This window comes from Woronichinia naegeliana WA131, assembly GCA_025370055.1.
Taxonomy (GTDB): Bacteria; Cyanobacteriota; Cyanobacteriia; order Cyanobacteriales; family Microcystaceae; genus Woronichinia; species Woronichinia naegeliana.
This window is the reverse complement of sequence record CP073041.1, coordinates 848,300-871,243: the sequence shown is the minus strand read 5'-3', so window position 1 is coordinate 871,243 and position 22,944 is coordinate 848,300. Positions and strand designations below refer to the sequence as shown.

Below are 22,944 nucleotides of genomic sequence, written 5' to 3'. Positions count from 1 at the left end.
TAGGCTGAAAAAAAGGTTAGTATATAAAAAAGTGAGCAAAAAACAAATGGCAAGACAACATCCTCGGAGAAAAGGAAACCCAGACTTACGTCGTAAGACAAATCAGCCAGGGGTAGAAATCCCTGAAATAACAAAAGAGTTGTTTGAATTACTAGAACCCACAATGTTTACACCATTAAAATATTTACAGGGAACTCATGAGAAAATGATGAGAGATAGGGTGCTAAATTTACCAGTAATGGTGGCATTAGTGTTAAGTATAGTGTATCGTCAAATAGCGGGTATAAGTGAAGCGGTAAGACTGTTAGAGGAAGAGGGATTGCTATGGGTAGCATCATTAAAAGTAAGCAAACAGGCAGTATCAAAAAGAATGATGAATGTGCCAGCCGAAATATTTGCAATATTACTAAAAGGAGTGTTAGAAAAAGCAGCCGAAAAAGGGAAGAAGCTCCAAGTAGGAGAAAAATGGGAAAAAATAAGAGAAAAGTTTAGTGCAGTGTGGATAGCAGATGGCTCAACGCTAGAGCAGATAAGGAAAAATATGAAAATAAGTAAAGAAGAAAAGAGTAAATTGGGGGGTAAAATAATGATGGTAGTGGAAGCCTTTACCCAAAGACCCGTTACTTTATGGTACACAGAAAATGATAAATCAAATGATAAAATATGGTGTGAAGAATTGGCAGCTAAATTACCAGAAAATGGTTTAATTCTCGTAGATATGGGATTTTTTAGCTTTGTGTGATTTGATTTGTTAACAGAAGCTAAAAAGTTTTTTCTAACCAGATTTAGAGCGGGTACATCTTACAAAACCAAACAAGTATTGTCTCAAGGTAGTCATTACAGAGATGAGATTATCATTATGGGAAATTACCGTTCTAATCCTTGCAAGCATCCGGTGAGATTAGTCTCAGTATTATGGGGAACAATCTGGTATCAGTATTTAACAAATGTGTTGTCTCCCGAACAACTGTCCGCCGAAGAGGTCTGTGATTTATATCGAAGACGATGGACAATCGAAGAAGCCTTTTTATTAACGAAAAGACTTTTAGGACTAGCCTATTTATGGGTAGGGAATAAGAATGGTGTCCAAATCCAGATTATTTGCACTTTGATTTTCTATACGGTCTTAAATCAATTGGTAGGGGAAGTGGCGATTGCTCTAAATCAACCGAAAGAAAAAATCTCAGTAGAGATGGTGTTTCGGAGTCTATACTATGTAGCGAAGGCTATTGCTAGAGGAGAAAAGCCTGATACAGTAACCTATCTGGCTGAACGTGCTAAGTTATTTGGTTTGGTCAAAGCTGAGAGAAAGCGACATCGAGAAAAGGCCGCTCTCAATCAACAAATTTGGGAACCCATTCCTTTAAGTTGACACGGATGAATACGTTTTTCCTCCTACTGAACGCTGATATACATGACGATTCACTATAACCTCACCATAAGGTGTTTGATATTCTTTCGGTTGCTCTCCCTTACTCTTCCAGATTTCTTCACCGATTTTTAAGGGTGAACCATCTGTATCTAAATATTTCAAGGCTTCTTTGCTGGCGATGCAACCTACTTCGTTTAAGCCTTTTTGAATATTTATTTCTGTATCCAACATTGAACGACTGAGTTCTAATGTTAGTTCTATTTTTATCTTTGAACCCTCTACATTAATTAGTTTTGCTGTCATCATTGTTTCCTCTTTGTCACTTTTCATCTCATGTTAACACTTTTCTTTTCCTTCATCAACTAAAGGTCACACCCGTTGCATAATTGATAGATAGCACTGGCTATCGATTTTCTTATATCAGCCAGTTTCGGACATAACGGCACTCTTTGGTATCGGATGTCCGATTTTCTTTTCTCCACTTACCCGCATCGAGAACTTTCCACTGTCCAGTTAATTAAAAAAAGGTTTAACTATTGTTTTTAAACCGAAAAACGACACTCTTCCATTCTAAGATAGTAATCCAAATTAAATAACTAAACATTAGGTAAACGGCTGGCATAAATGTATCGTAAAAAGTCCCTCTCATTGTTCCTCTTAAACCAGAGATGACAATACAAACGAAAATGAATCCAGGAAAATTTCTGTAAATACGGAAGTCATATAATGAATAAATAATTAAGCCAATCAGCAAAGGGCTAATAATGGCAAAAGTGATACCACCATAATAAAGTGCTTCACCCACAATATTTACAGATATGCTATATCCTAATTTTCTGCCATAGTCCTGGGTTAGAATGTGTCCTAATGAGACTTGAGCACTATTGTTGTAGTCGAACAGACTACGTGTAAAACTCTCAGGTAAGATCTTAAAAAAGGAAAAAATAAAGTAGGAGAACAAATTACCTTCACCAAAATGATCCTTATAAACCAGAGGCGTACTAAATCGATTCACAATTGGATCACTAAATAGATCAATAAAAATTTTGTCTATCCCCTGATTCCAATTATATTCTTGATATCGTAAAAAGCCCCCAAAAACCAGTCCTAAAAATAAGGGAATGGCAATCTTAAAAGCCGTCTTCCTAAAGATAACTACATAGTTTAAGTAGGCAAAAAGCATACAAGACCAGGCAATCGTTCTTCCTTTCGCCAGTAGATCTATTGAGATCGGCAGTAAAAACATTAAAAGCCATAAAGGGTTTCTTGTTCGCCATAGAATTACCGCAACAGCCCCCAGGAAAATATTAAAGAATAGTCCGAATTTATAGCCAAAGAAAATCTTGTCTGAAAAAAATGAAAGTGCGCTGCCACGATCCAAAAGAGAGAGCAAGGTTTGACCAAATTTACCGATCAAAAATATAAAGAAAACACTAATAGCAAAACTAAAGAATAAGGCAAGATGATAAGTTGTTATTTTTGGTCTGTAATTAACGACTTCAATATTATGATCGGTAGAAATCATATAAAATATCAAGAAAACAATGACATACCAATTACACAAAAAATCGGTTGAAGTATAGATATGATCGGAAAAATCAAAAAAATTGTATAAAGAGTATGACTTCATGAACAAGACAGGTACAGTAAAGTAAATGTATGCCCAGAAAACGAGATGTAAAGAGGGATTTAGCAAAGCAATATATTTGTTTCTCGAAATTCTATATACACAATAAATAGGAACAAGAAGTAGGAGAAAATAAGTTAGTAGATTAGAAAAAAATTCCATGCTAAGTCCTCAATTTCATTCAAACGTGCAAACAATATATCCGTTCTATTAACGCAATGCTAAACAAGAAATTACAAACTTTAATGAAAAAATCAGAGAATTATTCGTTCTGTAATTTCTGCCCCAATTTAGGTTCGTTTCCGGCTAGTAAACGTTCAATATTACTCCGATGACGGACTATAACATATAAACCGACGACCCCCGAAAATAATAGGTAGGGTAAAGGTTGATTAAAGCCAATCATTAATAGGTTAACAGCGATCGCGCCTGTAATGGAACTGAGAGAAACAATGCGAGAGATAGCCAACATCAACAGGAAACTACCTAACGTTCCCAAGGCAACTAAGGGGTTCATCACCAATAAAACCCCTAAACTAGTGGCTACGGATTTTCCGCCAGTGAAGTTCAGTAAAATAGATTTGCTGTGTCCTAATACGGCGGCCGTCGCTGTCAAGATTATTAACCAGTATTGCCATTGCTCTGGCAGAAGATCGGCGGAAATCCACTGATAAAAACCTCGCACCAGGCCCACTGCCATCATTCCCTTAGCAATATCAATCCCTAAAACCGCGATCGCCGCCGATTTACCGAGGGTACGCAGCACATTGGTTGCACCGGTTGAACCTGAACCTTCTTGACGAATATCAATACCCTTGAGCCATTTTCCAGCCCAATAGCCGGTGGGAATAGAACCCAAAAGGTAGGCTAACACGATAAGTAAGCCAGCAATGGTCAGGGAAGTTGTCATAGCAGATTTTAGAGATCAGAGAACATTAATAAAAATAATTGGAAGTAGGTTGGGAAGAATCAGGAGCAAAGGCTAACCAAAGGGGAAATTGTAAGAGAGCCAAATCCACCTGTTCCTGGGTATCATCAATCAGCACCAGGGGAAGCAAACGCTCTTCTACTAAACGTTCAGCCTTTTGGATTAGGGCATCAGGGGATTCAAATAAAACGATTCCTCGCTCCGGCCCAAAGTCAGTGCGGGAAATTCCTAAGCAATCCTGCAAACCTCTACGCCATTCTCCTAATCGTTCAGGACTATTGGCCAAAATTAAAGCTCGACTGCGAGGGGAAAGTCCTTCCTTTCCTCCGTAAAGATTAGCCAGTACGGAAATCACCGCCGAACCCATGAGGATATTTTGTAAACGACTGCCCATGCTTTTAATGACTCCGCGACCGCCCTGGGAAAAAAACCAGGACTGCACCCGCTCTAGATGCACTGGCTCAAAAGTACGGCGTAATTGCCAAGGAGGGCCATAGTAATCAGGACGAGTCCGATATTGTTCTAATAGCCTTTGAATTTGACGACGTTGTTCTTCAAAACTTTGTTCGGCAAACGTCACCTTAGGATTGTTGTCAGTCTGATTAACAATGGGTTCAGGGGAGGCCGTCGAAACAGTCCAGGGATCGGAATTGGTTAACTCTAATTCTTCCGCAGCCGTCACCAAATCCTGAAGGCTCCCCACCAAATAATCTTTAAAACCTTGTACTCGAATGGCTAATTCCTGGGATACTCCAGCAAAAGTTGTCCGCATTTCCTGTTGAATTCTCTCCTGTCGCCGTTCTAAACGCTCAATTTCCACTTCTAGGGACTGTTTACGTTGTTCCAAACTACGGATATTTTCCGTAACCAATTTTTCCATCGCCGCTTGTACAGTACTTAACTGTTCTGACAGCAAAGTTGCTTTCTGAGTTTGCAAGGTTAGGATTTCTGCGGTTAATTGCTGTTTTGTCTCTTCTAGACTAAGAATGGCAGAGGATGACTCAGAAGCTGGTGGCAAATCCAGAGGGGATAGTGATCCTGACGCTGCTACTGTTTCAAGCCTTGGTTTATCTAGTGGTTGTGTTTCCTGTTCTAAGGGCAGATCCATTGTTCCTGTTAATAGGCTGTCTAACCCACTGGACGCGGTGGGCAATGTTGTCTCAATTTCAAGGGGGCCAGGGGCTTGCCCAAGCTCCATTTCCGAAGATTCAGGGATGAGTTCCGGCAACAAAGATTCTGGCTCAACCCTGGTGGCCGAGTCATTGGGGAGAGGATTGGAAATTTCTGAAGTCATTCAAGAACAGGGAAAAGACAATTAGGTAAACCATTAGGGAAGGTAAGGACAACGACTTTCCAAGGCACTTTTGAGCATTTTCGGGTCAAAGAGAATCGGTAGAAAATGGATACTCTTAACTTCCTTAAAATAAAACAAAATGGGAACAGTTTGCCAATAGATTCGCCAGTTTTGCCACTCTGAGTAGGGAAATCGTCTAATTAACTTACTAGAGCGGGTAATATCCAAGGCTGTGTCAGTGAACTGTAAACGTAGGGTGACAGCTTGGATCATTAAAAAGAGACCAAAAACCGTGATCGCTAAACTAACCCAAACTTGAACGAGTAGTATAGGAATGGCCGAAGCGATGAGCACGAGAGGAATACGATAACTAGGGGCCAGTTCAATCGTTTGAGAAGATGGGATTTGCAGGGGGAGAGGGGAAGTAGAAGTCATGGATAAAACGATAAAGCGAAAATTAGTTTACTAATTCCTGATGCCTTAAATCATAGACTGTTTTTTCGGAAGCTTTCTTACCTTGACAATGAAAACTATCATGCTGAAAGCTATAATGCTTGAGAATTGTCTGTTTAGCGTCCAGACAGATGTTTTCAATACATAAAATCTAGTTTTGATTTTTATTATTTTGTCGTTGTCGGGAGTTTAGTCTCCTCTGGTTCACAAAACAAACAGTAATGATGCGATCGCAGTTAGTTTCTCTTAAGCAATGGTTGGGTCAATTAAAGCCCCTAGGACTATGGATGGTGCCGCTCCTTTCCGTAACCTCAATTCCGTTGACGCTTTCCTACTGGTTAGCCAATCATTCCAACCCCGAAGCCACTGCTCCAGCTGTTGAAACCCTAACTCTTCCCCCCCTTAGCCAACTGCCTAATCCGGTTCCTAATTCGCCCTCTCTGCTGAACCCAATCCCCCTCACCCCCAAGACCAATGCTTCTCCTTCAGCAAACAAGGTGGTCAATAGTGTTACTCGGACTTCTAGTTCAAAAACAGGGACTGTAACTCCCGATCCCCTACCGCCTTTACCCAAAAGTACTAAAACAGCCACTGCTGTCTCTAAGCCCCCCTCAGCCAAGGCCACTTCTCCTCAATCCTCTCCAAGCCATTCGTCCCTGACTAACCACCATCACAAAACCCATTCTCGTCACCAGGCAGGCATGGCTCCGGTCAAACAAGCAGCTTATGTGCCACCGCCCTTGGAAATTCGAGTTGGGGTAGTGCGAGGAGAGTCCAGCACGGTTATTGGCACATCTCAGCAAGCGTATCTTCAGGAGCGCACAGGTAAAACCCTAGAGACGGTTGCTCCCAATCAAAGTTTAACGGTGGTTCCTAGCGGCTCTTCTCTGTTAATCAATGGTCGCACGATGCCAGGGGTAATGTGGTTGAACCCTAGTCAGAATAGTTTTGTCTATGTCGGCGATCGCTGGTATCGCGGAAGGGTTTTGTTGGTTTCCAAGGGCAATAGTCTCTTGGCGATCAATTATGTCGATTTAGAGCATTATCTGACCAGTGTGGTTGGTAGTGAAATGCACGCTACGGCCCCCACAGAGGCCCTAAAGGCCCAGGCGATCGCGGCTCGTTCCTACGCATTAGTTCACATGATTCGTCCTGCTAGTGATTGGTATGATCTAGGAGATAATCAACGCTGGCAAGTTTATAAAGGACTGAATAGTGAGTACAATACCGGATTGCAGGCGGTTAGTGATACGGCTGGCCAAGTTCTCAGTTATCAAGGCGGTGTGGTGGAATCTCTCTATGCTTCTACCGATGCGATCGTGGCTAGTGTCCACAAGGGAAGAGGTATGAGCCAACTGGGAGCTTATGAATTAGCTAAACAGGGTTACAATTACCAGCAAATCCTGAATCGTTATTACCCAGGGGTTGGTTTAGCCAGGGTCATTCTACAGCAGTAACCGTTTGGCAAACGGCGAAAATTACTGGTTTAAGGCCCTCAGAAAACGCCCCATACTGGCAAATAATCCCGACTTGGGGGGGGCAGGATTGTTTCCCGTATCATTCCCTTCTGGCTGAGTTGCTTTGATCACTAATAACTCTAGGGCTTCTCCCATCGGTTTCTGGGTTTCTTCCGCGATCAACTGATAATCGTTCTCTTTTTCTAGATAAACCTGCCATAGAGAAGGATAGGAACGCAGAACTACCAGCCCTTCTAAGGGACGAAGATAATAACTCGTCAGCAACGTACTGAGAAACCGTTCCCGCAGTTGACGGGCCGCGTAACCAATCCCCACCACCGCCACATCTTCCAGTTGGGGAATCAGCAAGACTACCGGGCGATCGCCAGCCAACTCACAAAGTCTCTCTACGGTTTGTACTTCAACAGCAGAGGGAGCAATCACCAAGTAAGCTTGATCCTGCTCAGAAATCTTCTTTTCTATGGGAGTATTGCGACTGCCTAAATCTGCCACCAAAAAAGCGGTTTCTCCCCAATCTCGACGGGCAAGGGCAGCGGCTCCAGTATCAGGGAACATGACTCGCAATCCTGAACCATACTCGGTGAAAAGGCTGGTGAATTGTAGGGCTAAGGACTGAGCCTGTAGGGCAATTTCAGGAATGACCAGTTCAATTTGTAAACGACGATGACCACCGATTAAGGCCCTTTGACTCGCGGTTAAGGCTTCAGCGATCGCGGCTTCTAAACTTTGGGGAACCTGGCTCATAGTCTTGGGATTAAAAATGGAAAAACGTAAAATTCAAAGAAAACCTTTTAAAGCTTAAGCTAAGTTAGGATAGATCACCAAAAGAAGAAATTTCGGCTAAAGGCTGCCATCCTGGTCGCCAAAGAGAGCGATCCTTTAGTTGTTGAGCGTTTACCCAAAAGCGAACCGTTGGATCACAACAAGCCACCAGCTCAGCAAAAATCCATTGTCCTTGATGACGGCGATTAACCACCTGAAAATGTCGCCATCCCCAGCTTGGGTGCTTGGCTGTCCAGCGTGATCCCAGCAAATGAGGAAACCTTCTTTGACTTACCATGTGTCTATGGTCAGGGTACTTTCCCTTAAGATTACCTTGTATTAGACTCATCAAAACAGATTACCGTCAAAAACGATTAGAATCCCTATAATTAGAACGAGTAATCTTTTTTCGTCTTTTAACCTCAGAGTCTCTATACTATATTTTATGATTCACGGTTCCCGATTGATGAATTTTTATAAACCCACTCAACGCATAACAAGTACTTTTCTCGTTGCTTGGTTCGTTATTCTTGGATTTTCCCCTAGTTCAACCTTGGCTCAAATCGCCCCTAGTTCATCTAAGGTAAAGGCCACCTCTCCAGCCTCGCCGCCACCACCTTCTATTCTACCCTCGGAATCAGAATATACCCTCGGCCCCGGCGATCGCCTAGGCATGAGCATTTACCAAATCGATGATCTCAAGGGAGAATTTCAAGTCCTCGTCGATGGAACAGTGGGTTTTCCCCTCATTGGCACTGTAAAAGTGCAGGGAAAAACGATTCCAGAACTGACCAATACTCTACGGGGACAATATAAAAAGTATATTAAACGTCCTGATATCACCCTGATTCTGCTGCAACCCCGTCCTTTAAGCATTACAATGGCTGGCGAGGTCAATGCGCCTGGATCCTATATTATTCCCATTAATCAAGGTCAGAAATTCCCCACTGTCACAGATTTGATCCAGCAGGCCAACGGATTGACCCCAGTTGCTGATATTAGTCAGTTACAAGTCCGCCGTGATACCAGCAATGGAGAAAAATTCTTTCGGATTAATCTTTGGGAAATGTTGCAAAAGGGGGATAGCCGTCAGAACATTACCCTTCGAGATGGCGACACCATTGTTGTACCCAGCAAAACTAAAACCGATCCTACAGAAGTTCGACAGTTAGTAGATGCTAATTTTGGGATCCGCTTTGATGATGAAATCAGTGTGGCAGTGGTCGGTGAGGTGTTTCGACCCGGTTCCTATAAACTTTCACAAAGTGCGAGAGCGAGTAACCTAGGAGAAGTAGGTTCTTTCGGTGGTGGAGGTCAATCCTCTGGCCGTAATCAAGGCATTCGGCAACCAGTGAGACTAACCCAGGCAATCCAAGAAGCCGGTGGCATTAAACCAATCGCCGATATCCGTAATGTGGAGGTTCGTCGTCAAAACCGCAATGGTCAAGAAGAAATTATTGCTGTCAATCTCTGGGATTTGCTAGATGAGGGAAACTTAGATAAAGATGTGATTCTGCAAAATGGAGATACCATTACCGTCCCCCAATCTAAGAGTGTCACCCCCCAAGAATTCGATACGATGGCAACAGCTAACTTCGCGCCGAAAACGATTCGAGTCAATGTCATTGGGGAAGTCAGAAGACCTGGCTCAGTGGAGTTGCCGCCCAATAGCACCCTCAATCAAGGCATTATGGCTGGTGGTGGCTTTGATCCCCGTCGTGCGGATGATAGTAATGTCAATTTAATTCGACTCAATCCTGACGGTACTGTCACCAAAATGGCCATCAAACCTGATTTTGGCGAGGATATTAATCCAGAAAATAACCCAACTTTACGCAATAATGATGTCATTCTGGTAAATACCAGTTCACTGGCCTCAACGACAGATACATTGGGAACATTCTTTAGTCCCCTAGGAGCCATTCTCGGCGGTGGTTTTCTTAGTTTGTATAACGTCTTCAAATAAGGGGAATTCTATGTTGAAAAAGCCTGACCATTGATGACCTAATATGCGGAGAAAAGTAATGGAAGAACGTCCGATGAGCCCCATCGCTCCTACCAAAAGTCATGACAATGAGGTAGGACGGATATCCTACGAGATTAGTCGTAATAGTAGTGCTGCCACTGAAGAAATTAACCTCCGTCAGGCTTGGTTTATTCTCAAGCATCGTCTGCGTTTAGTCATTGCTGTGACCTTTGGTGTCACTGCTGCCGTTGGGGTTTGGACTTTTCAACAAACACCTACCTATGAAGGAAAATTCCAGCTTTTGGTGGGGGATCCCATTATTCAACAAAACAATACAGTCAACCAAGCTATTTTGGAGGAATTAGGGGTTAGGGAAGTCGATTATGCGACCCAGATAGCGGTGTTACAAAGTTCTAGTATTTTGAATCCAATTATTGAGCGGATTCAACAACAGTATCCTAATGTCACTTACGAATCTCTTGCTGGTGGTCAGCGTCCCCTCTTGTCGATTAGTCAACTGAAGGAAACCAAAATTCTAGAAGTTGCCTACCTGAGTACAGATCGTTCCCAAATTGAATATGTTCTGAATGAATTGGCAAAGGCTTATCTAAGATATAGTTTAGACGAGCGCAAGATTCAGATTAATCAGGGGATAAAATTTGTTGATGATCAACTTCCTCGCTTACGACAACGGGTGAACGCGCGTCAGGGACAATTACAACGGTTTCGACAGCAGTATAATCTTTTAGATCCAGAACAACGGGCGAAGGAATTATCCGATTTAGAGTTTAAACTTCAGTCTCTTTATATTGACCTTCAGGTTCAAATGAGAGAAGCTCTTTCATTAAATACCTTGTTAAAGAGTCAGTTGGGCTTGAGTCCTGATAATGCGATCGCCTCTAGTTATTTAAGTGAATCACCCCGTTATCAAAATCTGCTTAATCAATATCAAGAAGTAGAAATAGAAATAGCTAAAGAGTCTGCTCGTTACGCTGATGATAGCCCCGTTATTAAAACCCTCAAGGACAAGCGGGATCGGTTACTGCCTTTATTGCGTCAAGAAGCTCAATCCGTTTTAGGGGCTCGGTTTGATCCTAAGCTTAAGAACAGTGACCTCAGTTCTCCGAGTACTTTACGTCTAGGTCTTAATCAACAGTATATTCAAGCCAATAACCAGGTTCAGGTTTTACAACAGAAGAAAGAAGCGATCGAAAAACAGCTTAAAGATGTTGGAAAACAAATAAAAATGATGCCAGCGATCGCGCGGCAATATATGGATTTGCAAAGGGAGATGAATGTGGCGACCGATAGCCTCAATCGTTTTCTGGAGGCTCAAGCTAAACTGCAAATTGATGCGGCTCAACAAACCGTTCCCTGGCAACTGATCTCAGAAACGGCGATCGGCGATCACCCTGTTTGGCCCAAACCAGTTCGGAACTTAAGTTTAGGGTTAATTGCTGGATTTTTATCAGGGATTGCCGCCGCCTTCCTCTTAGAACGTTTAGACCCCGTTTTCCACTCCGTTGAAGAAATTAAAGAAAATACCCAATTGCCAATCTTAGGCATGATTCCCTGGCAGAAAGATTTACAGATAGTCGAGAAAGTCGTGGGCATTAATCTTTCTCCTATGACCAACAATACTACCCCCTCTCCGAAAAAAACTGCTACCAATCGATCTCTGCGTTCCGGTTATCGGTCTTCTGGTTTTTTAGAGGCGTTTCGTTCTCTCAACACCAGTATTTGGTTATTGGGGGCAGATCACCCCATTCGTTCTCTCGTCATTAGTTCTGCTACCCCCAGTGATGGCAAATCTACTGTCTGTCTGCATTTAGCCCAGGCGGCGGCTGCCATGGGACAAAAAATTTTGCTTGTGGATGCGGATCTGCGACGACCCAGGCTTCACCAGTACTTTGGACTGCTCAATACCCAAGGACTGAGTAATGTCATTGCAACGGGTTTATCTCCAGAAGAGGCTATCCAGCGTGTTCCCCAATGGGATAATCTTTCTGTTCTCACTTCGGGCGATATTCCTCCTGACCCAATTCGTTTATTAACGTCTCGACGAATGCAAGAATTGATGGAAAGCTGGGAACAGAGCAATGCCTATGACTTGATCATCTACGATACGCCGCCAATGTTAAATTTTGCGGATGCTAGGATTTTAGGGGCGGCAACGGCTGGTTTAGTCCTTACTCTTAAGTTAGGTAAAACGGATCGTTCTGCCTTTCGCCATGTCATTGATGATCTAAAAATGGCTCAGGTTCCCATTCTCGGCCTCGTTGCCAATAGTATTAGTCGCAACGATTATGGAGCTTCCAATTATTATAATCACTACCGCTTTGGGTAGGCTTAGATGGTTTTATCTGGATGCTTAAGATTTTTTTTCGCTTGTAGTTCAATACCTATACTTAGGTCATAAAGCTTTAGAAAATGCTAGGAAATCGGCGATCGCGTTTTCAAGCCAATAAATTTTCTCCCTACTCGAAAAATAAGTGCATTGGCAAGCCCCAAGTACTCAGCCGCTTCCAATAGGGTTTGGGATTTCATTTGTATAGCTGGTAGCCAGAAAGAACAGTGATTAAAGTCCAGACAGAGCACGGTTGAACGTCCCCAAGGTTCGCGGAAAAGAAGGCAATCTGGTGGCAAAAAACTGACAAGGTGACGATAACGATCAATGGCTACTCTCTCTAGTTCCGCACTAGTGCCGTCAAAAGGAAGATAGGGATCGCTCATAAAAATCCTCTAAATACAAAGATTTTAGCTTAAGGTACAAGTATAATCATCATTTCTCCTTAAGTTAACACTGCTTCGGATATTTATCGACGGATTGACCGTCATTTTTAGGTTTTCTTAAGATATTCGGAAGATTTTAGTCAATTTAATCTCAGATAAGTCTAATTCCCTGCTTGTTTGAAGCGGAGAAATAGAGATTGGTTGATGATGCGAGCAATATTCGACTCTTAAGAACCCAAAATTTTCAGGTCATGGTGTTTTTACTAGACCTGTAAAGAGGCTATACAGCCATTTCAAGAGACGCTAAGGCATCAGGAATGGAAGCAGAGGGGGCTTCAAATTCTCCTGTGAGCACATACTCTAGACGTAACTTTAGCCAGACAATAAAAGATTTGTTGGTTGAGATGACCGCAACATTTTGGGGCGGGCATTTGGACTTAATTGCTTTCATTTCAGCCGCTTCTAGAAAGGCAGGTTGTTTGACTAACCAAAAATCAATTTCTTTATTTTTGTCTTGATAATCTCTAGTGCGTTCTTTTAGAACTTCTGCAAAGGGTTCCTTTTCTAGTAGAAACTGTTGACTTGCGAGAACGTAGTAATAAGTGGTCATAAATTCAGCTTTTTCAAAGTTAATTCGGTGTTGGGACAGAGGCTGTTAATGCAGCTCAAGATTTCCCCTTTATAAAATTATCATGCTTCGGAGCTAGGCTTGCCCCCGCATGGCCAGTTTCATTTCCCGAACGGCCCGTTCCAGCCCCACCAGGACAGCACGGCTAATGATGGTGTGACCAATATTTAATTCTTCCATCCCAGGTAAACAGGCAACGGAATAAACATTCCAATAGGTTAGTCCATGACCAGCATTAACCCGTAGTCCCAAACTTAAAGCTTGTTCACAACCCTGTTTAAGAGCATTTAATTCCTGGGCTTGACTAATTTCCTGGGAGGCTTCGGCATACTTACCGGTATGGAGTTCGATAAATTGGGCTTGAATTTTAGCGGTGGCGGTAATTTGGTTGGGTTCGGGGTCAATAAAAAGGCTGACAGGGATTTGGGCCGATTGTAATTGATTAACAACTTCTGCCAAACGAGTCAGATTTCCGATTACGTCTAGGCCACCTTCTGTGGTCACTTCTTCGCGTTTTTCAGGAACAAGGGTGACATAGTTGGGTTTGAGATCAAGGGCGATCGCGACCATTTCTGAGGTGGCGGCCATTTCTAGATTGAGTCGAGTCCGAACCGTTTGTCGCAATAGACGAATATCGCGTTCTTGAATATGGCGACGGTCTTCCCGTAAATGAGTGGTAATGCCATCGGCTCCACCTAATTCTGCTAGAACAGCAGCAGCCACCGGATCGGGTTCTACGGTGCGACGGGCCTGACGGAGGGTGGCAACATGGTCAATATTTACGCCTAGACTTAACAAGGGCAGATTCTCCTTAGTAGCCAATAATGATGGAAGGGGACAAAATTTTTCAGGTTAATATTCTATCGTTGTCTTGCGTAACTATGGCAGAATGTGAGGGGTCGGTCGTTGATTACACTCGATCCTAACCCAATCTTTTGCCCATGACTTCTGTTGCCCATTGTTTTCAAGCTCTACGTTCCCAGGGAGCCTGTGCTCTCATTCCTTTTATTACAGCAGGCGATCCCGATCTGGCTACTACCGCTCAAGCTTTGCGTGTGCTTGATCAGGCTGGGGCGGATCTGATCGAGTTGGGGGTTCCCTATTCTGATCCGTTGGCCGATGGCCCAGTCATTCAAGCAGCAGCCACTCGTGCTTTAGGTCGGGGTGTAAGATTAGAAGATGTCTTGGCAATCGTGCGATCGCTCCAGGGTGAGATTAAAGCCCCTATTATTCTTTTTACCTATTACAATCCCATTTTTTATCGCGGAATAGACCTATTTTTGCAGGAGATTGCCGATGCAGGCGTTAAGGGACTAGTGGTTCCCGATTTACCGTTAGAGGAGGCAGACTCTTTGCTCAAACCCGCCGCCCAAATGGGGATTGATGTCACCCTACTGATTGCCCCGACTAGTCCAATGGAACGGATTCAAGCGATCGCCCAACAGTCCCAGGGATTTATCTATCTGGTCAGTGTTACTGGGGTAACGGGAATGCGAAATCAAGTGGCAACGCGGGTCGAATCATTATTAACCAGCATTCGGGAAGTCACCGACAAACCTATTGGTGTAGGTTTTGGTATTTCGGAAGCAGAACAGGCACGACAGGTAAAACAATGGGGGGCTGATGCGGTGATTGTGGGCAGTGCCTTTGTTAAACGCCTAGCGGAAGGCAGTCCCGAAGCCGGACTAGCCAAGATTGAGGAATTTTGCCGTCAGCTAAAATTGGCAATTAGTTAATTTTTTAACTTACTGAACACTCAAAAAATAGCAATATCCCCTAAACTGAATGTTTAGTTCATCTTCTTGCGCCGTCTAACCCTTGTCTGGATGATTAAATGCTGGTGTTTTCTCCAATTAAAGTGGGTTATAATAGCCAAGTTCTCATCACTAATTTGCCCTAGCAGCTAATAAGAAGGAGATATCAATGCCCGTCGGCTTACCTGAATTTGTCGAAAATCCTGAGAATAGATGTCCCGTCATTTTGTTATTAGATACGTCTCGTTCGATGAGCGGTCAGCCAATTCAGGAGTTAACCCAGGGACTTAAAACCTTTAAGGATGAAGTGTTCAGAGATACCCAGGCTTCCCTTAGCGTAGAAGTTGCGATTGTGCAATTTGGGGCCTCGGTTAAGTTAGTTCAAGACTTTATTACCATTGATGATTTCATTCCGCCTTTACTCACTGCTGATGGCATGACACCGATGGGAGAGGCGATCGAATACGCTCTAGATTTACTGGAAAAACGCAAGGCTACCTATCGTGAAAACGGTATTCAATACTATCGCCCCTGGATTTTTATGATTACCGATGGCGCGCCCACCGATTCCTGGGGCAATGCGGCCCGTCGGTTACGAGAGGCAGAGTTGGACAATAAATTACTCTTTTTTGCAGTGGGAGTGGAAGGGGCCGATATGGATACCCTCAATCATGTGGTTCCTCCATCTCGACCAGCCGTTCGTCTGAATGGCTTAGATTTTCGATCGCTGTTCATCTGGCTAAGTAGCTCCATGAAGCGAGTTTCTAGTGGCAAAGTGGGAGAAGTCATTGTCTTACCCCCCGTCGGTTGGGGACAAATTACCAGTTAAAAGATGGCACAGATTTATCCCTGGAAAGCGATCGCTCGTTCTGTGATCGGCAGTGGTCATCAAGAGCAACAAATCCCTTGTCAAGATTACAGCCAATATCAATTATTAGATTCGGGAAATATTATTATCGGTGCGGTGGCGGATGGCGCGGGCAGTGCCTTTTTATCCCATGTGGGCGCAGAAATTGCGGTCAAGAGTGCCTTGGCTTACCTGCAACAGTGGCATGATTTTCGCCAACGCCATGCTTCTTTCTCGCCGTCAGAACTTTCTGAGCCTCAATTAACTCATTTTTTTAGCAAATTAATCCAACGGATTCAACGTACCTTAGAACGGCAGTCCCAACTCCTTGATTGTCCGCTTTCGGCTTTAGCAACCACCCTCTTGGTCTTTGCTGCTAACCAGGAGGGCGCGATCGCCATGCAGATTGGAGATGGTTTTTTATTAGTCCGCCCTAGGGGTGAAGACTATCAACTGCTCTTCCGGCCAGATAAAGGAGAGTTTATTAATGAAACTACCTTTGTCACCTCAGCAACAGCCTTAGATTTTCTTCAGGTCAGCATTTGCCCTAAACCGTTGGAGTTTATCTGTGCGGCCACCGATGGTCTCGAAAAAGTTGCCATCAAATATAGTGATTGGTCACCTTTTCCCCCCTTTTTTAAACCCCTAGAAACATTTTTACAAGAAACGCCCGATCCTGAAGCAGAAGCCAACTATCTCGAACAATTTCTGAATTCTGAGCGACTCAATCATCGTACCCAGGACGATAAAACCCTATTGCTTTGTCTATCTGTCATAGAATAGGTTTGAGTCTGTAGATCCGAGGCCGTAATTTCACTGCTAAGCTTAAGCTGTAGAAAGTTATCAACTACTATAGCAGTTTGCAGTTTAGTGAGGTATGACATAAAGCTTATGGTATAAGCTTTACAGAGCTTGGAAGATACCTCATCATTATGAAAACCGCTATATTAAGTTTTATTCATGAGTCCTTCTGCTAGTCCCGAATTATCCCTATTTCAAGTAGTTCAGGATTTAGAACCGTCCTTACATTCATCGATTACCGCCGATGGATTTGAAGGATTAGTTAACGGTGTGATGGATTTTCTGCGTGAACAAGCGATCGCCGCCACCCTTTGGTTAAAATTCCCCCCTATATTAGGATGGTCAAGTTCGGTTAAGCAGTATTTTCAGGCAGGATTGGCCCACCAGATTTATGCTTGCGGTATTGGCAATAATTCTCGATTTTTGAATCTGCAATCCTCCTCTCAGCTAGCCGGTTGGAATACTGTTGAATTAGAAGCCAGTACTCAACTGCAACGGGAATATTTCTTAATGGTCATATCTCCTCAGATCTGCTTGCTTCTTCTTGCTCAAGATTCCAGTTCACCCAAAGGTCAAGAGATTTTTTCCGATCAACCTCTCAAAATCTGTTACTCTTTTATGCCTCAAACCATAGAAACGATACAGAAAGCAATTAAACAAGTTATTACCATCACCGATCAAACGCCAGAAGAATTAATAACCGACTCCGTATTATCTTTCGCCCTACCGAATCAGATTTCCCCTTCAATCCTCACCCCCCTATTACATTATTTACTATCATCAACCCAGACTCCAGCCATTTCCCAGACACATTCCGTGACCTCTACCGAGCAGTTTAATCGTACCGCTCCAGCCCAGACCATCAGTCAGGAAGTGTTCCAAGCCGATGATCAGTTCCTCATGAATGTGACCAGGGAATTGAGTATTCCCCTAACCAATATGAAAACGGCTCTACGTTTGCTCGAATCGATGCAGCATAAACGAGAACAACGCCAACGTTATCTTGATTTACTAAAACGGGAATGTAGCCGCCAAAATGCCATGATTACGGGACTGCAAGAGTTGATTCAACTCAATCACCCCATTGAGGATAAAGATATTACGGTGCGGGTTGAAGATTGTATTCCTGGTGTCGTCAGTACTTATCAACCGATCGCCGAAGAAAAGGGAATCTCTTTGGGTTATACCGTGCCCACTGGCCTGCCTCTAGTCGCTTGTCCCACCTATTGGTTACGCCAAATGTTGCAACATCTGCTGCAAAATAGCCTCAAGTTCACACCGGCTCAGGGTAAAGTCTATGTACGAGCCAACCTCAAAGGGCAACAAATCGAAGTCTCGGTTAATGATACCGGCATGGGCATTGAGATGAGTGACCTGCCTAAATTATTTAACAGTTTTTATCGAGGTCGTAATGCCCTTACCCATGATATTGCCGGTGTGGGTTTGGGTTTGACGATTGTACAGCAATTAGTTAAACGCTGTGGGGGATCGGTTTCTGTCACTAGTCATGTGGAACGAGGCAGCACTTTCCGTCTTTTACTGCCGATCTGTCAAAATACAGAAATTCCATCCCGATAGCTAAAGCTATCCTACTAGCCTTAATTTTTAGCTATCTTTTTCTTTAAAGCCTTTCTGCCAGTTCTAGCCAGCGTTCCGTCGCCTGATCAACTTCTTGGGTTAATTCTCCTAAACGCACAGTCAGTTGTTGTAAGCTGTCAAAATTCTGGGGAACACTCTGATAAAGTTGTTGTTCAATGTTGTTTTTTTCTTGTTCTAATTCAGCAATTTTAGTTTCGAGGCTTTCGTATTCTTTTTTTTCTTTAAAGCTGAGTTTTCTTGGTTTCACTTCAGTGGTCTGGTTAACGGTGACTGGAACCGGCGCAGATTTAATTTTCGTTTTAACTTCGCTTATTTTGTTAGCTTCTAACTCCGACTTTTTAACCTCCAAATAGACAGAATAATTGCCAGGGTATTGACGTAATTTACCGCCTTCTTCAAAGGCAAAAATAGTATCTACTGTCCGATCTAAAAAGTAGCGATCGTGAGAGACAATAATCACACAACCGTTAAAATCTTCGAGGTATTCCTCTAAAACCCCTAAGGTTTGTACATCAAGATCATTGGTCGGTTCATCCAAAATTAACACATTGGGAGCCGCAATTAAAATGCGTAATAAAAACAAGCGTCGTCTTTCTCCTCCCGATAGTTTATGAATGGGGGCGTATTGCTGATTAGGCGGAAATAAAAATTTCTCTAGCATTTGGGAAGCAGTAATAATTTGCCCGTCTGCGGTTTTGACCAACTCTGCCACTTCCTTGAGATAATCAATGACGCGCTGATTCGGATTAATATTTAAGTCATCGGAATGTTGATCAAAGTAGCCAAAATGAATGGTTGGGCCGATCTCAACAGTGCCACTATCAGGTTCTAAGCGTCCCGTAATTAAATTCATTAAAGTGGATTTACCGACCCCATTTTTACCGACAATACCAATACGATCTTCAGGATTAAAAATATAGGTAAAGTGATCAATTAAATTTTTGTCTTGAAATCCTTTACAGATATCTGTCAGTTCAATCACTTTTTTGCCAATGCGTCGTCCGGCGGTGGAAATTTCGACTTTCCCTTGGGCCTGTTTAAACTCCTGGGATTGCATGGCCCGAATGCGATCAATTCTGGCTTTTTGTTTAGTGCTACGAGCTTTTGGCCCACGTTTTAACCATTCTAATTCCCGTCGTAAAACACCAGCGTGTTTGCGCTGACTGCTCTGTAAAGAGTCTTCGGCTTCGGCTTTCTTTTCTAGGTAATAGGCGTAATTACCAGTGTATGCATACAGTTCGGCCTGATCAATTTCTAAAATACGATTGGTAACTTGATCGAGAAAATAGCGATCGTGGGTAATTAGTAATAAGGCTCCGCGAAACCGTTTGAGATAAGTTTGTAGCCATTCCACTGACAAGGCATCTAGATGATTGGTCGGTTCATCCATTAATAAAACGTCGGGTTCTGATAGCAAGGCCGCGGCGATCGCAATCCGTTTACGGTAGCCACCAGAGAGTTCAGCAATTTTGGCTGACAGGTGATCAATTCCCAGTTGACTGAGAATGCTTTTGGCATCATTTTCTAATCCCCAAGCCTCCAAACGATCCATTTTTTCGGCGATAGTTGTCATTCGATGGGTCAAACTTTCGATATCTCCTAACCCTTGTTCAAGGGCCTCAGAAACCGCTTCATATTCCCGCACAACTTGAATTTTTTCACCGCTATCCACAAAAACCTGTTCCAATACGGTATGGTTTTCATCCATTTCTGGCTGTTGAGGTAGATAGATAATTTTAGTGCTGCTATTCACCTGGCGATCGCCACTATCAAAGGGTTCTAAACCCGCAATCATTTTTAACAGCGTTGACTTGCCCGATCCATTAACTCCAATTAAACCGACGCGATCGCCTTCTTCTAGACTAAAACTCGCATCCCGTAGCACTTCTTTAATGCCAAAATCTTTTTTCAGCGATCGGAGCGTAATCAGACTCATAGGGGTTTACCTTAAGCTTGCAACTAAATTCTGGTTTTAACTAACTACCAATCCCTAAACGACCCGCTAGAGCAGGACTGAGGGGAATGATCGTTACTAACATTAAAAAGAGAGCTAAAAGAGCTAAACCAGCACGATTATCATCGGGTTCACTTAACTCATTTAAACTGGGACGTTCTAAATCCCGTTGCAAAAAGAGAATGACAACTGCCCAATATAAGGGAATGGGATTAGCCGGATTAAAGATAGAAACTAAACCCAACACAATAAGGGTCGCAACCGTTGTTCGGCGGGCTGTTTTGCGTCCGTAAATGGCTTGTACAATTCGTCCCCCATCTAGTTGACCGGCGGGCATTAAATTTAAGGCATTAATCACTAACCCTAACCAACCTAAAACGGTAAGAGGATGGACATCAATAATCGTTTTCTGTAATTCTTCTCCTAGCACAACCCGCGCTAACGCTCCAACTAAAATAGAACCTTGAAAAAACTGGCTGGGAACCTGAAAAAGACTACCCGGATGGGAAAGCACTAAACCGATAAATAGCAAGAACAGGGAAACTATTCCCCCTAGGGCTGGCCCCGCAAAGGCAATATCAAAGAGGGCAGAACGATCGGGTAAAAGGGATTCAAAACGGGTAACAGAACCGAAAGAACCAATTTGCCAAGTGGGAAGAAAAAAGGGCCAACTTAATTTTAAGTTATAGTTTTTGGCGGCCCAACGATGACCGATTTCATGGGCAATTAAAATTAGCCACAATCCCATTGCCAGGGGTAAAGCTTCGCCATAACGTTGCCATTGACTAAATAAATCAAAGCCCAAGAGAGCCGCGATCGCCTCCAAACTAGTGACCAGGGTAGCAATGAACAGAACTAGGGCCAGATTTTTCTGAGCCAGGGTCATGGTTTGGGGATCATTACTGCGGGGAAGAATGATGACCACGGGCCGCCCTTCGGTTCCTTCTACCAAAAATAGCCGATATTTTTCACTTAAAACAGCCGTTAATTTTTCACTCAGTTTGGGATAGGCCTCATCCGGATCCGCCCGCAAATTGCCCTGAAAAATCGCCCCTTCTTGGTAGGAAATGGTTTGAGTGGCAAAAAAAGTATCAATGCTAAAAATGCCTTTAATTAAAGCCAGATCCGCTTCAGGAATGGGTAAAATATCAGGATTGTTGGCTTCACTATTGTCAGTCGAGTTAGTCGTTTCTGCCTCTGAAGGGGTAGCCGTATTGTCCGACTCAAAGGCCTTGAGCCTTTGGGCTGCCCGTTCCCTTAGCATGGTATCCTGCCCCTCGGCTCGTAGTCGTTTACCCAGATAAATATAAATACCGGCGGAAATAACTAACAGCATTACCACACCGATTAAATTAAGATAAATCCCAGCAGCAAATAGGGTAAAGAAAATTAACCAAGGGGCCATGAGGACAACGGATTGGAACCAGGCTAATAATCCTAATTTGCCAAAGGGTTTAGACCGTTGATAACCCCAAGTTAAAACGCCTCCAGCCATCAGTAGAATCAAAGCGATCGCGGTGGTTTCAGAAAGATTAAACATTGAGATAAAGTTATAGAGATAAAATTAGATTTAAAAAGTAGATTTAGGTTTTTTCTTAGCTTACCCTTGGCAAAAGGGCAATTTACTGAGGGATAAATTGGTTTGTTTTCGCTAATCTTCAGCCTGTTTCAATGCGGCCCGTAAATTACCATGATGACTTGCTAATAAAGCTTGACCGGCTTCTGCCTCCAATCCTGTCCAGTGCATTAAAAGAGCGAGTTTGACCCTGCGATCGCTTTTGTCTAGGAGTGTAACGCAATCTTCTCGACTCAGTTGGGTTAAATCTTCTAAAATTCTTAAGGCTCGATCTTCCAGTTTACGGTTAGTAACAGCCACATCAATCATGCGATTGCCATAGACCTTGCCCAGTCGTACCATTGTTCCGGTCGAGATAATATTTAAAGCCATTTTCGTCACTGTTCCCGCCTTGAGTCGGGTTGAGCCAGCTAAAATCTCTGGCCCGGTTAGCAGACGAATATCCACATCGACGGCAATCTTGACCTGTTCAACCGGTACACAAGCCATAAATATAGTAATGGCTCCCTGTTTCTTGGCCTCGGCTAAAGCTCCTTGAACGTAGGGAGTCGTTCCTCCGGCTGTAATACCCACAATTACATCATTTGGCCCAATACCATAATCAGCGATCGCTGTTGCACCATCGGCGGCCACATCCTCTAAACCCTCTGAACTCTTAATCAGTGCCTCTGCTCCCCCAGCTAAAATCCCTTGCACCAGGTCAGGTGGCGTACAAAAAGTGGGAGGACATTCGGCGGCATCTAACACTCCTAAACGTCCACTGGTTCCAGCCCCGATGTAAAACAATCTTCCCCCTGTCCCTAGGCATTGACTGGTTAACTCAATCGCCTTAGCTAACGATTCTTTGGCACCGGCGATCGCGGCTAGGGTTTTAGCATCCTCTTGGTTGAAAAGCTCCACTAATTCTAGACAGGAAAGTTGGTCAAGATTTTGACTCTGGGGATTAACCTGTTCTGTGAGGAGATGACCCCGTTGTTCTAGGACGTTCATAAACATAGCAAGAGGGAATAGACCATTCTCTATCATAGAGGAGAGAGGAACACTCCCCAAAAGAGTACTTAGTATTTAAATCTACTGAAAAGCCTCATCCGCTAAACGGAAACGTTCTGCCAAGTTTTGTTCATCAGACGTTGAATGGGAGACTAGCCCTAAAAATCGCAGTTAAAAGTACG

The 22,944-nt window shown here is 43.4% G+C and carries 20 protein-coding genes and 1 pseudogene; 8 read left to right on the top strand and 13 right to left on the bottom strand.

Annotated elements, in window-relative coordinates; genetic code table 11:
• The first annotated feature begins 46 nt into the window (after positions 1-46).
• Positions 47-1,372: pseudogene (locus KA717_04600) on the top strand (IS4 family transposase).
• Here KA717_04600 and KA717_04595 read toward each other — a convergent pair.
• The 5 genes from KA717_04595 to KA717_04575 form a co-directional block, all read right to left on the bottom strand.
• Positions 1,364-1,702, bottom strand: a complete 339-nt coding sequence (locus KA717_04595) for a hypothetical protein (GenBank protein ID UXE62139.1) — start codon at positions 1,700-1,702, stop codon at positions 1,364-1,366. The pseudogene KA717_04600 and the gene KA717_04595 sit on opposite strands and share 9 nt — an antisense overlap.
• A gap of 199 nt (positions 1,703-1,901) precedes the next feature.
• Entirely contained in the window at positions 1,902-2,897 is a 996-nt protein-coding gene (locus KA717_04590) for a hypothetical protein (protein UXE62138.1), read from the bottom strand.
• Positions 2,898-3,261: 364 nt separating this feature from the next.
• Entirely contained in the window at positions 3,262-3,909 is a 648-nt protein-coding gene (plsY, locus tag KA717_04585) for a glycerol-3-phosphate 1-O-acyltransferase PlsY (GenBank protein ID UXE62137.1), read from the bottom strand.
• Positions 3,910-3,934: 25 nt separating this feature from the next.
• Entirely contained in the window at positions 3,935-5,221 is a 1,287-nt protein-coding gene (locus KA717_04580) for a DUF3086 domain-containing protein (GenBank protein ID UXE62136.1), read from the bottom strand.
• 33 nt (positions 5,222-5,254) lie between these two features.
• Complete coding sequence (locus tag KA717_04575) at positions 5,255-5,656, bottom strand: DUF3119 family protein (GenBank protein ID UXE62135.1); 402 nt, start codon at positions 5,654-5,656, stop codon at positions 5,255-5,257.
• A gap of 239 nt (positions 5,657-5,895) precedes the next feature.
• On the opposite strand from KA717_04575, the gene KA717_04570 reads away from it, so the two are divergent.
• Positions 5,896-7,131, top strand: a complete 1,236-nt coding sequence (locus KA717_04570; GenBank protein UXE62134.1) for a SpoIID/LytB domain-containing protein — start codon at positions 5,896-5,898, stop codon at positions 7,129-7,131.
• A gap of 21 nt (positions 7,132-7,152) precedes the next feature.
• On the opposite strand, the gene KA717_04565 is transcribed toward KA717_04570, so the two are convergent.
• Positions 7,153-7,896: a DUF1995 family protein gene (locus tag KA717_04565; protein ID UXE62133.1), complete on the bottom strand. Its 744-nt coding sequence runs from the start codon at positions 7,894-7,896 to the stop codon at positions 7,153-7,155.
• A gap of 64 nt (positions 7,897-7,960) precedes the next feature.
• Positions 7,961-8,212 (bottom strand): TIGR02450 family Trp-rich protein, encoded by a 252-nt coding sequence (locus KA717_04560; GenBank protein ID UXE64550.1) that lies wholly within the window; start codon positions 8,210-8,212, stop codon positions 7,961-7,963.
• 168 nt (positions 8,213-8,380) lie between these two features.
• On the opposite strand from KA717_04560, the gene KA717_04555 reads away from it, so the two are divergent.
• Together KA717_04555 and KA717_04550 are read left to right on the top strand one after the other, a co-directional pair.
• The gene (locus KA717_04555) at positions 8,381-9,880 is read left to right on the top strand and encodes an SLBB domain-containing protein (protein UXE62132.1); all 1,500 of its coding nucleotides are present in this window, start codon (positions 8,381-8,383) and stop codon (positions 9,878-9,880) included.
• A gap of 73 nt (positions 9,881-9,953) precedes the next feature.
• The gene (locus KA717_04550) at positions 9,954-12,227 is read left to right on the top strand and encodes a polysaccharide biosynthesis tyrosine autokinase (protein ID UXE62131.1); all 2,274 of its coding nucleotides are present in this window, start codon (positions 9,954-9,956) and stop codon (positions 12,225-12,227) included.
• An 86-nt stretch (positions 12,228-12,313) separates the two neighbouring features.
• Here KA717_04550 and KA717_04545 read toward each other — a convergent pair whose 3' ends face one another.
• The 3 genes from KA717_04545 to KA717_04535 all read right to left on the bottom strand — a co-directional run bounded on the left by KA717_04545 (position 12,314) and on the right by KA717_04535 (position 14,039).
• Positions 12,314-12,613: a hypothetical protein gene (locus tag KA717_04545; protein UXE62130.1), complete on the bottom strand. Its 300-nt coding sequence runs from the start codon at positions 12,611-12,613 to the stop codon at positions 12,314-12,316.
• Between the two features lie 280 nt (positions 12,614-12,893).
• Positions 12,894-13,223, bottom strand: a complete 330-nt coding sequence (locus KA717_04540; protein ID UXE62129.1) for a DUF2488 family protein — start codon at positions 13,221-13,223, stop codon at positions 12,894-12,896.
• A 93-nt stretch (positions 13,224-13,316) separates the two neighbouring features.
• A complete protein-coding gene (locus tag KA717_04535) occupies positions 13,317-14,039 on the bottom strand; it encodes a pyridoxine 5'-phosphate synthase (GenBank protein UXE62128.1) in 723 nt (240 codons plus the stop codon).
• A 143-nt stretch (positions 14,040-14,182) separates the two neighbouring features.
• On the opposite strand from KA717_04535, the gene trpA reads away from it, so the two are divergent.
• The 4 genes from trpA to KA717_04515 all read left to right on the top strand — a co-directional run bounded on the left by trpA (position 14,183) and on the right by KA717_04515 (position 18,221).
• A complete protein-coding gene (gene trpA / locus KA717_04530; GenBank protein UXE62127.1) occupies positions 14,183-14,977 on the top strand; it encodes a tryptophan synthase subunit alpha in 795 nt (264 codons plus the stop codon).
• A 187-nt stretch (positions 14,978-15,164) separates the two neighbouring features.
• Entirely contained in the window at positions 15,165-15,824 is a 660-nt protein-coding gene (locus KA717_04525) for a VWA domain-containing protein (protein ID UXE62126.1), read from the top strand.
• A gap of 3 nt (positions 15,825-15,827) precedes the next feature.
• Complete coding sequence (locus KA717_04520) at positions 15,828-16,625, top strand: protein phosphatase 2C domain-containing protein (protein UXE62125.1); 798 nt, start codon at positions 15,828-15,830, stop codon at positions 16,623-16,625.
• A gap of 177 nt (positions 16,626-16,802) precedes the next feature.
• Entirely contained in the window at positions 16,803-18,221 is a 1,419-nt protein-coding gene (locus KA717_04515; protein UXE62124.1) for an ATP-binding protein, read from the top strand.
• A 43-nt stretch (positions 18,222-18,264) separates the two neighbouring features.
• Here KA717_04515 and KA717_04510 read toward each other — a convergent pair whose 3' ends face one another.
• From KA717_04510 to murQ, 3 genes are all read right to left on the bottom strand, one after another.
• The gene (locus KA717_04510) at positions 18,265-20,178 is read right to left on the bottom strand and encodes an ABC-F family ATP-binding cassette domain-containing protein (GenBank protein ID UXE62123.1); all 1,914 of its coding nucleotides are present in this window, start codon (positions 20,176-20,178) and stop codon (positions 18,265-18,267) included.
• 40 nt (positions 20,179-20,218) lie between these two features.
• Positions 20,219-21,736, bottom strand: coding sequence for a site-2 protease family protein (locus KA717_04505; protein UXE62122.1), 1,518 nt, complete (start codon positions 21,734-21,736; stop codon positions 20,219-20,221).
• 111 nt (positions 21,737-21,847) lie between these two features.
• The gene (gene murQ / locus KA717_04500; GenBank protein ID UXE64549.1) at positions 21,848-22,768 is read right to left on the bottom strand and encodes an N-acetylmuramic acid 6-phosphate etherase; all 921 of its coding nucleotides are present in this window, start codon (positions 22,766-22,768) and stop codon (positions 21,848-21,850) included.
• Positions 22,769-22,944 lie beyond the last annotated feature (176 nt).

Bases quoted from the DNA above. Each gene is read 5' to 3' on its own strand.
- KA717_04595 (UXE62139.1), bottom strand. From the start codon at position 1,702: ATGAAAAGTGACAAAGAGGAAACAATGATGACAGCAAAACTAATTAAT.
- KA717_04590 (UXE62138.1), bottom strand. From the start codon at position 2,897: ATGATTTCTACCGATCATAATATTGAAGTCGTTAATTACAGACCAAAA.
- plsY (UXE62137.1), bottom strand. From the start codon at position 3,909: ATGACAACTTCCCTGACCATTGCTGGCTTACTTATCGTGTTAGCCTAC.
- KA717_04580 (UXE62136.1), bottom strand. From the start codon at position 5,221: ATGACTTCAGAAATTTCCAATCCTCTCCCCAATGACTCGGCCACCAGG.
- KA717_04575 (UXE62135.1), bottom strand. From the start codon at position 5,656: ATGACTTCTACTTCCCCTCTCCCCCTGCAAATCCCATCTTCTCAAACG.
- KA717_04570 (UXE62134.1), top strand. From the start codon at position 5,896: ATGATGCGATCGCAGTTAGTTTCTCTTAAGCAATGGTTGGGTCAATTA.
- KA717_04565 (UXE62133.1), bottom strand. From the start codon at position 7,896: ATGAGCCAGGTTCCCCAAAGTTTAGAAGCCGCGATCGCTGAAGCCTTA.
- KA717_04560 (UXE64550.1), bottom strand. From the start codon at position 8,212: ATGGTAAGTCAAAGAAGGTTTCCTCATTTGCTGGGATCACGCTGGACA.
- KA717_04555 (UXE62132.1), top strand. From the start codon at position 8,381: ATGAATTTTTATAAACCCACTCAACGCATAACAAGTACTTTTCTCGTT.
- KA717_04550 (UXE62131.1), top strand. From the start codon at position 9,954: ATGAGCCCCATCGCTCCTACCAAAAGTCATGACAATGAGGTAGGACGG.
- KA717_04545 (UXE62130.1), bottom strand. From the start codon at position 12,613: ATGAGCGATCCCTATCTTCCTTTTGACGGCACTAGTGCGGAACTAGAG.
- KA717_04540 (UXE62129.1), bottom strand. From the start codon at position 13,223: ATGACCACTTATTACTACGTTCTCGCAAGTCAACAGTTTCTACTAGAA.
- trpA (UXE62127.1), top strand. From the start codon at position 14,183: ATGACTTCTGTTGCCCATTGTTTTCAAGCTCTACGTTCCCAGGGAGCC.
- KA717_04525 (UXE62126.1), top strand. From the start codon at position 15,165: ATGCCCGTCGGCTTACCTGAATTTGTCGAAAATCCTGAGAATAGATGT.
- KA717_04520 (UXE62125.1), top strand. From the start codon at position 15,828: ATGGCACAGATTTATCCCTGGAAAGCGATCGCTCGTTCTGTGATCGGC.
- KA717_04515 (UXE62124.1), top strand. From the start codon at position 16,803: ATGAGTCCTTCTGCTAGTCCCGAATTATCCCTATTTCAAGTAGTTCAG.
- KA717_04510 (UXE62123.1), bottom strand. From the start codon at position 20,178: ATGAGTCTGATTACGCTCCGATCGCTGAAAAAAGATTTTGGCATTAAA.
- KA717_04505 (UXE62122.1), bottom strand. From the start codon at position 21,736: ATGTTTAATCTTTCTGAAACCACCGCGATCGCTTTGATTCTACTGATG.
- murQ (UXE64549.1), bottom strand. From the start codon at position 22,768: ATGTTTATGAACGTCCTAGAACAACGGGGTCATCTCCTCACAGAACAG.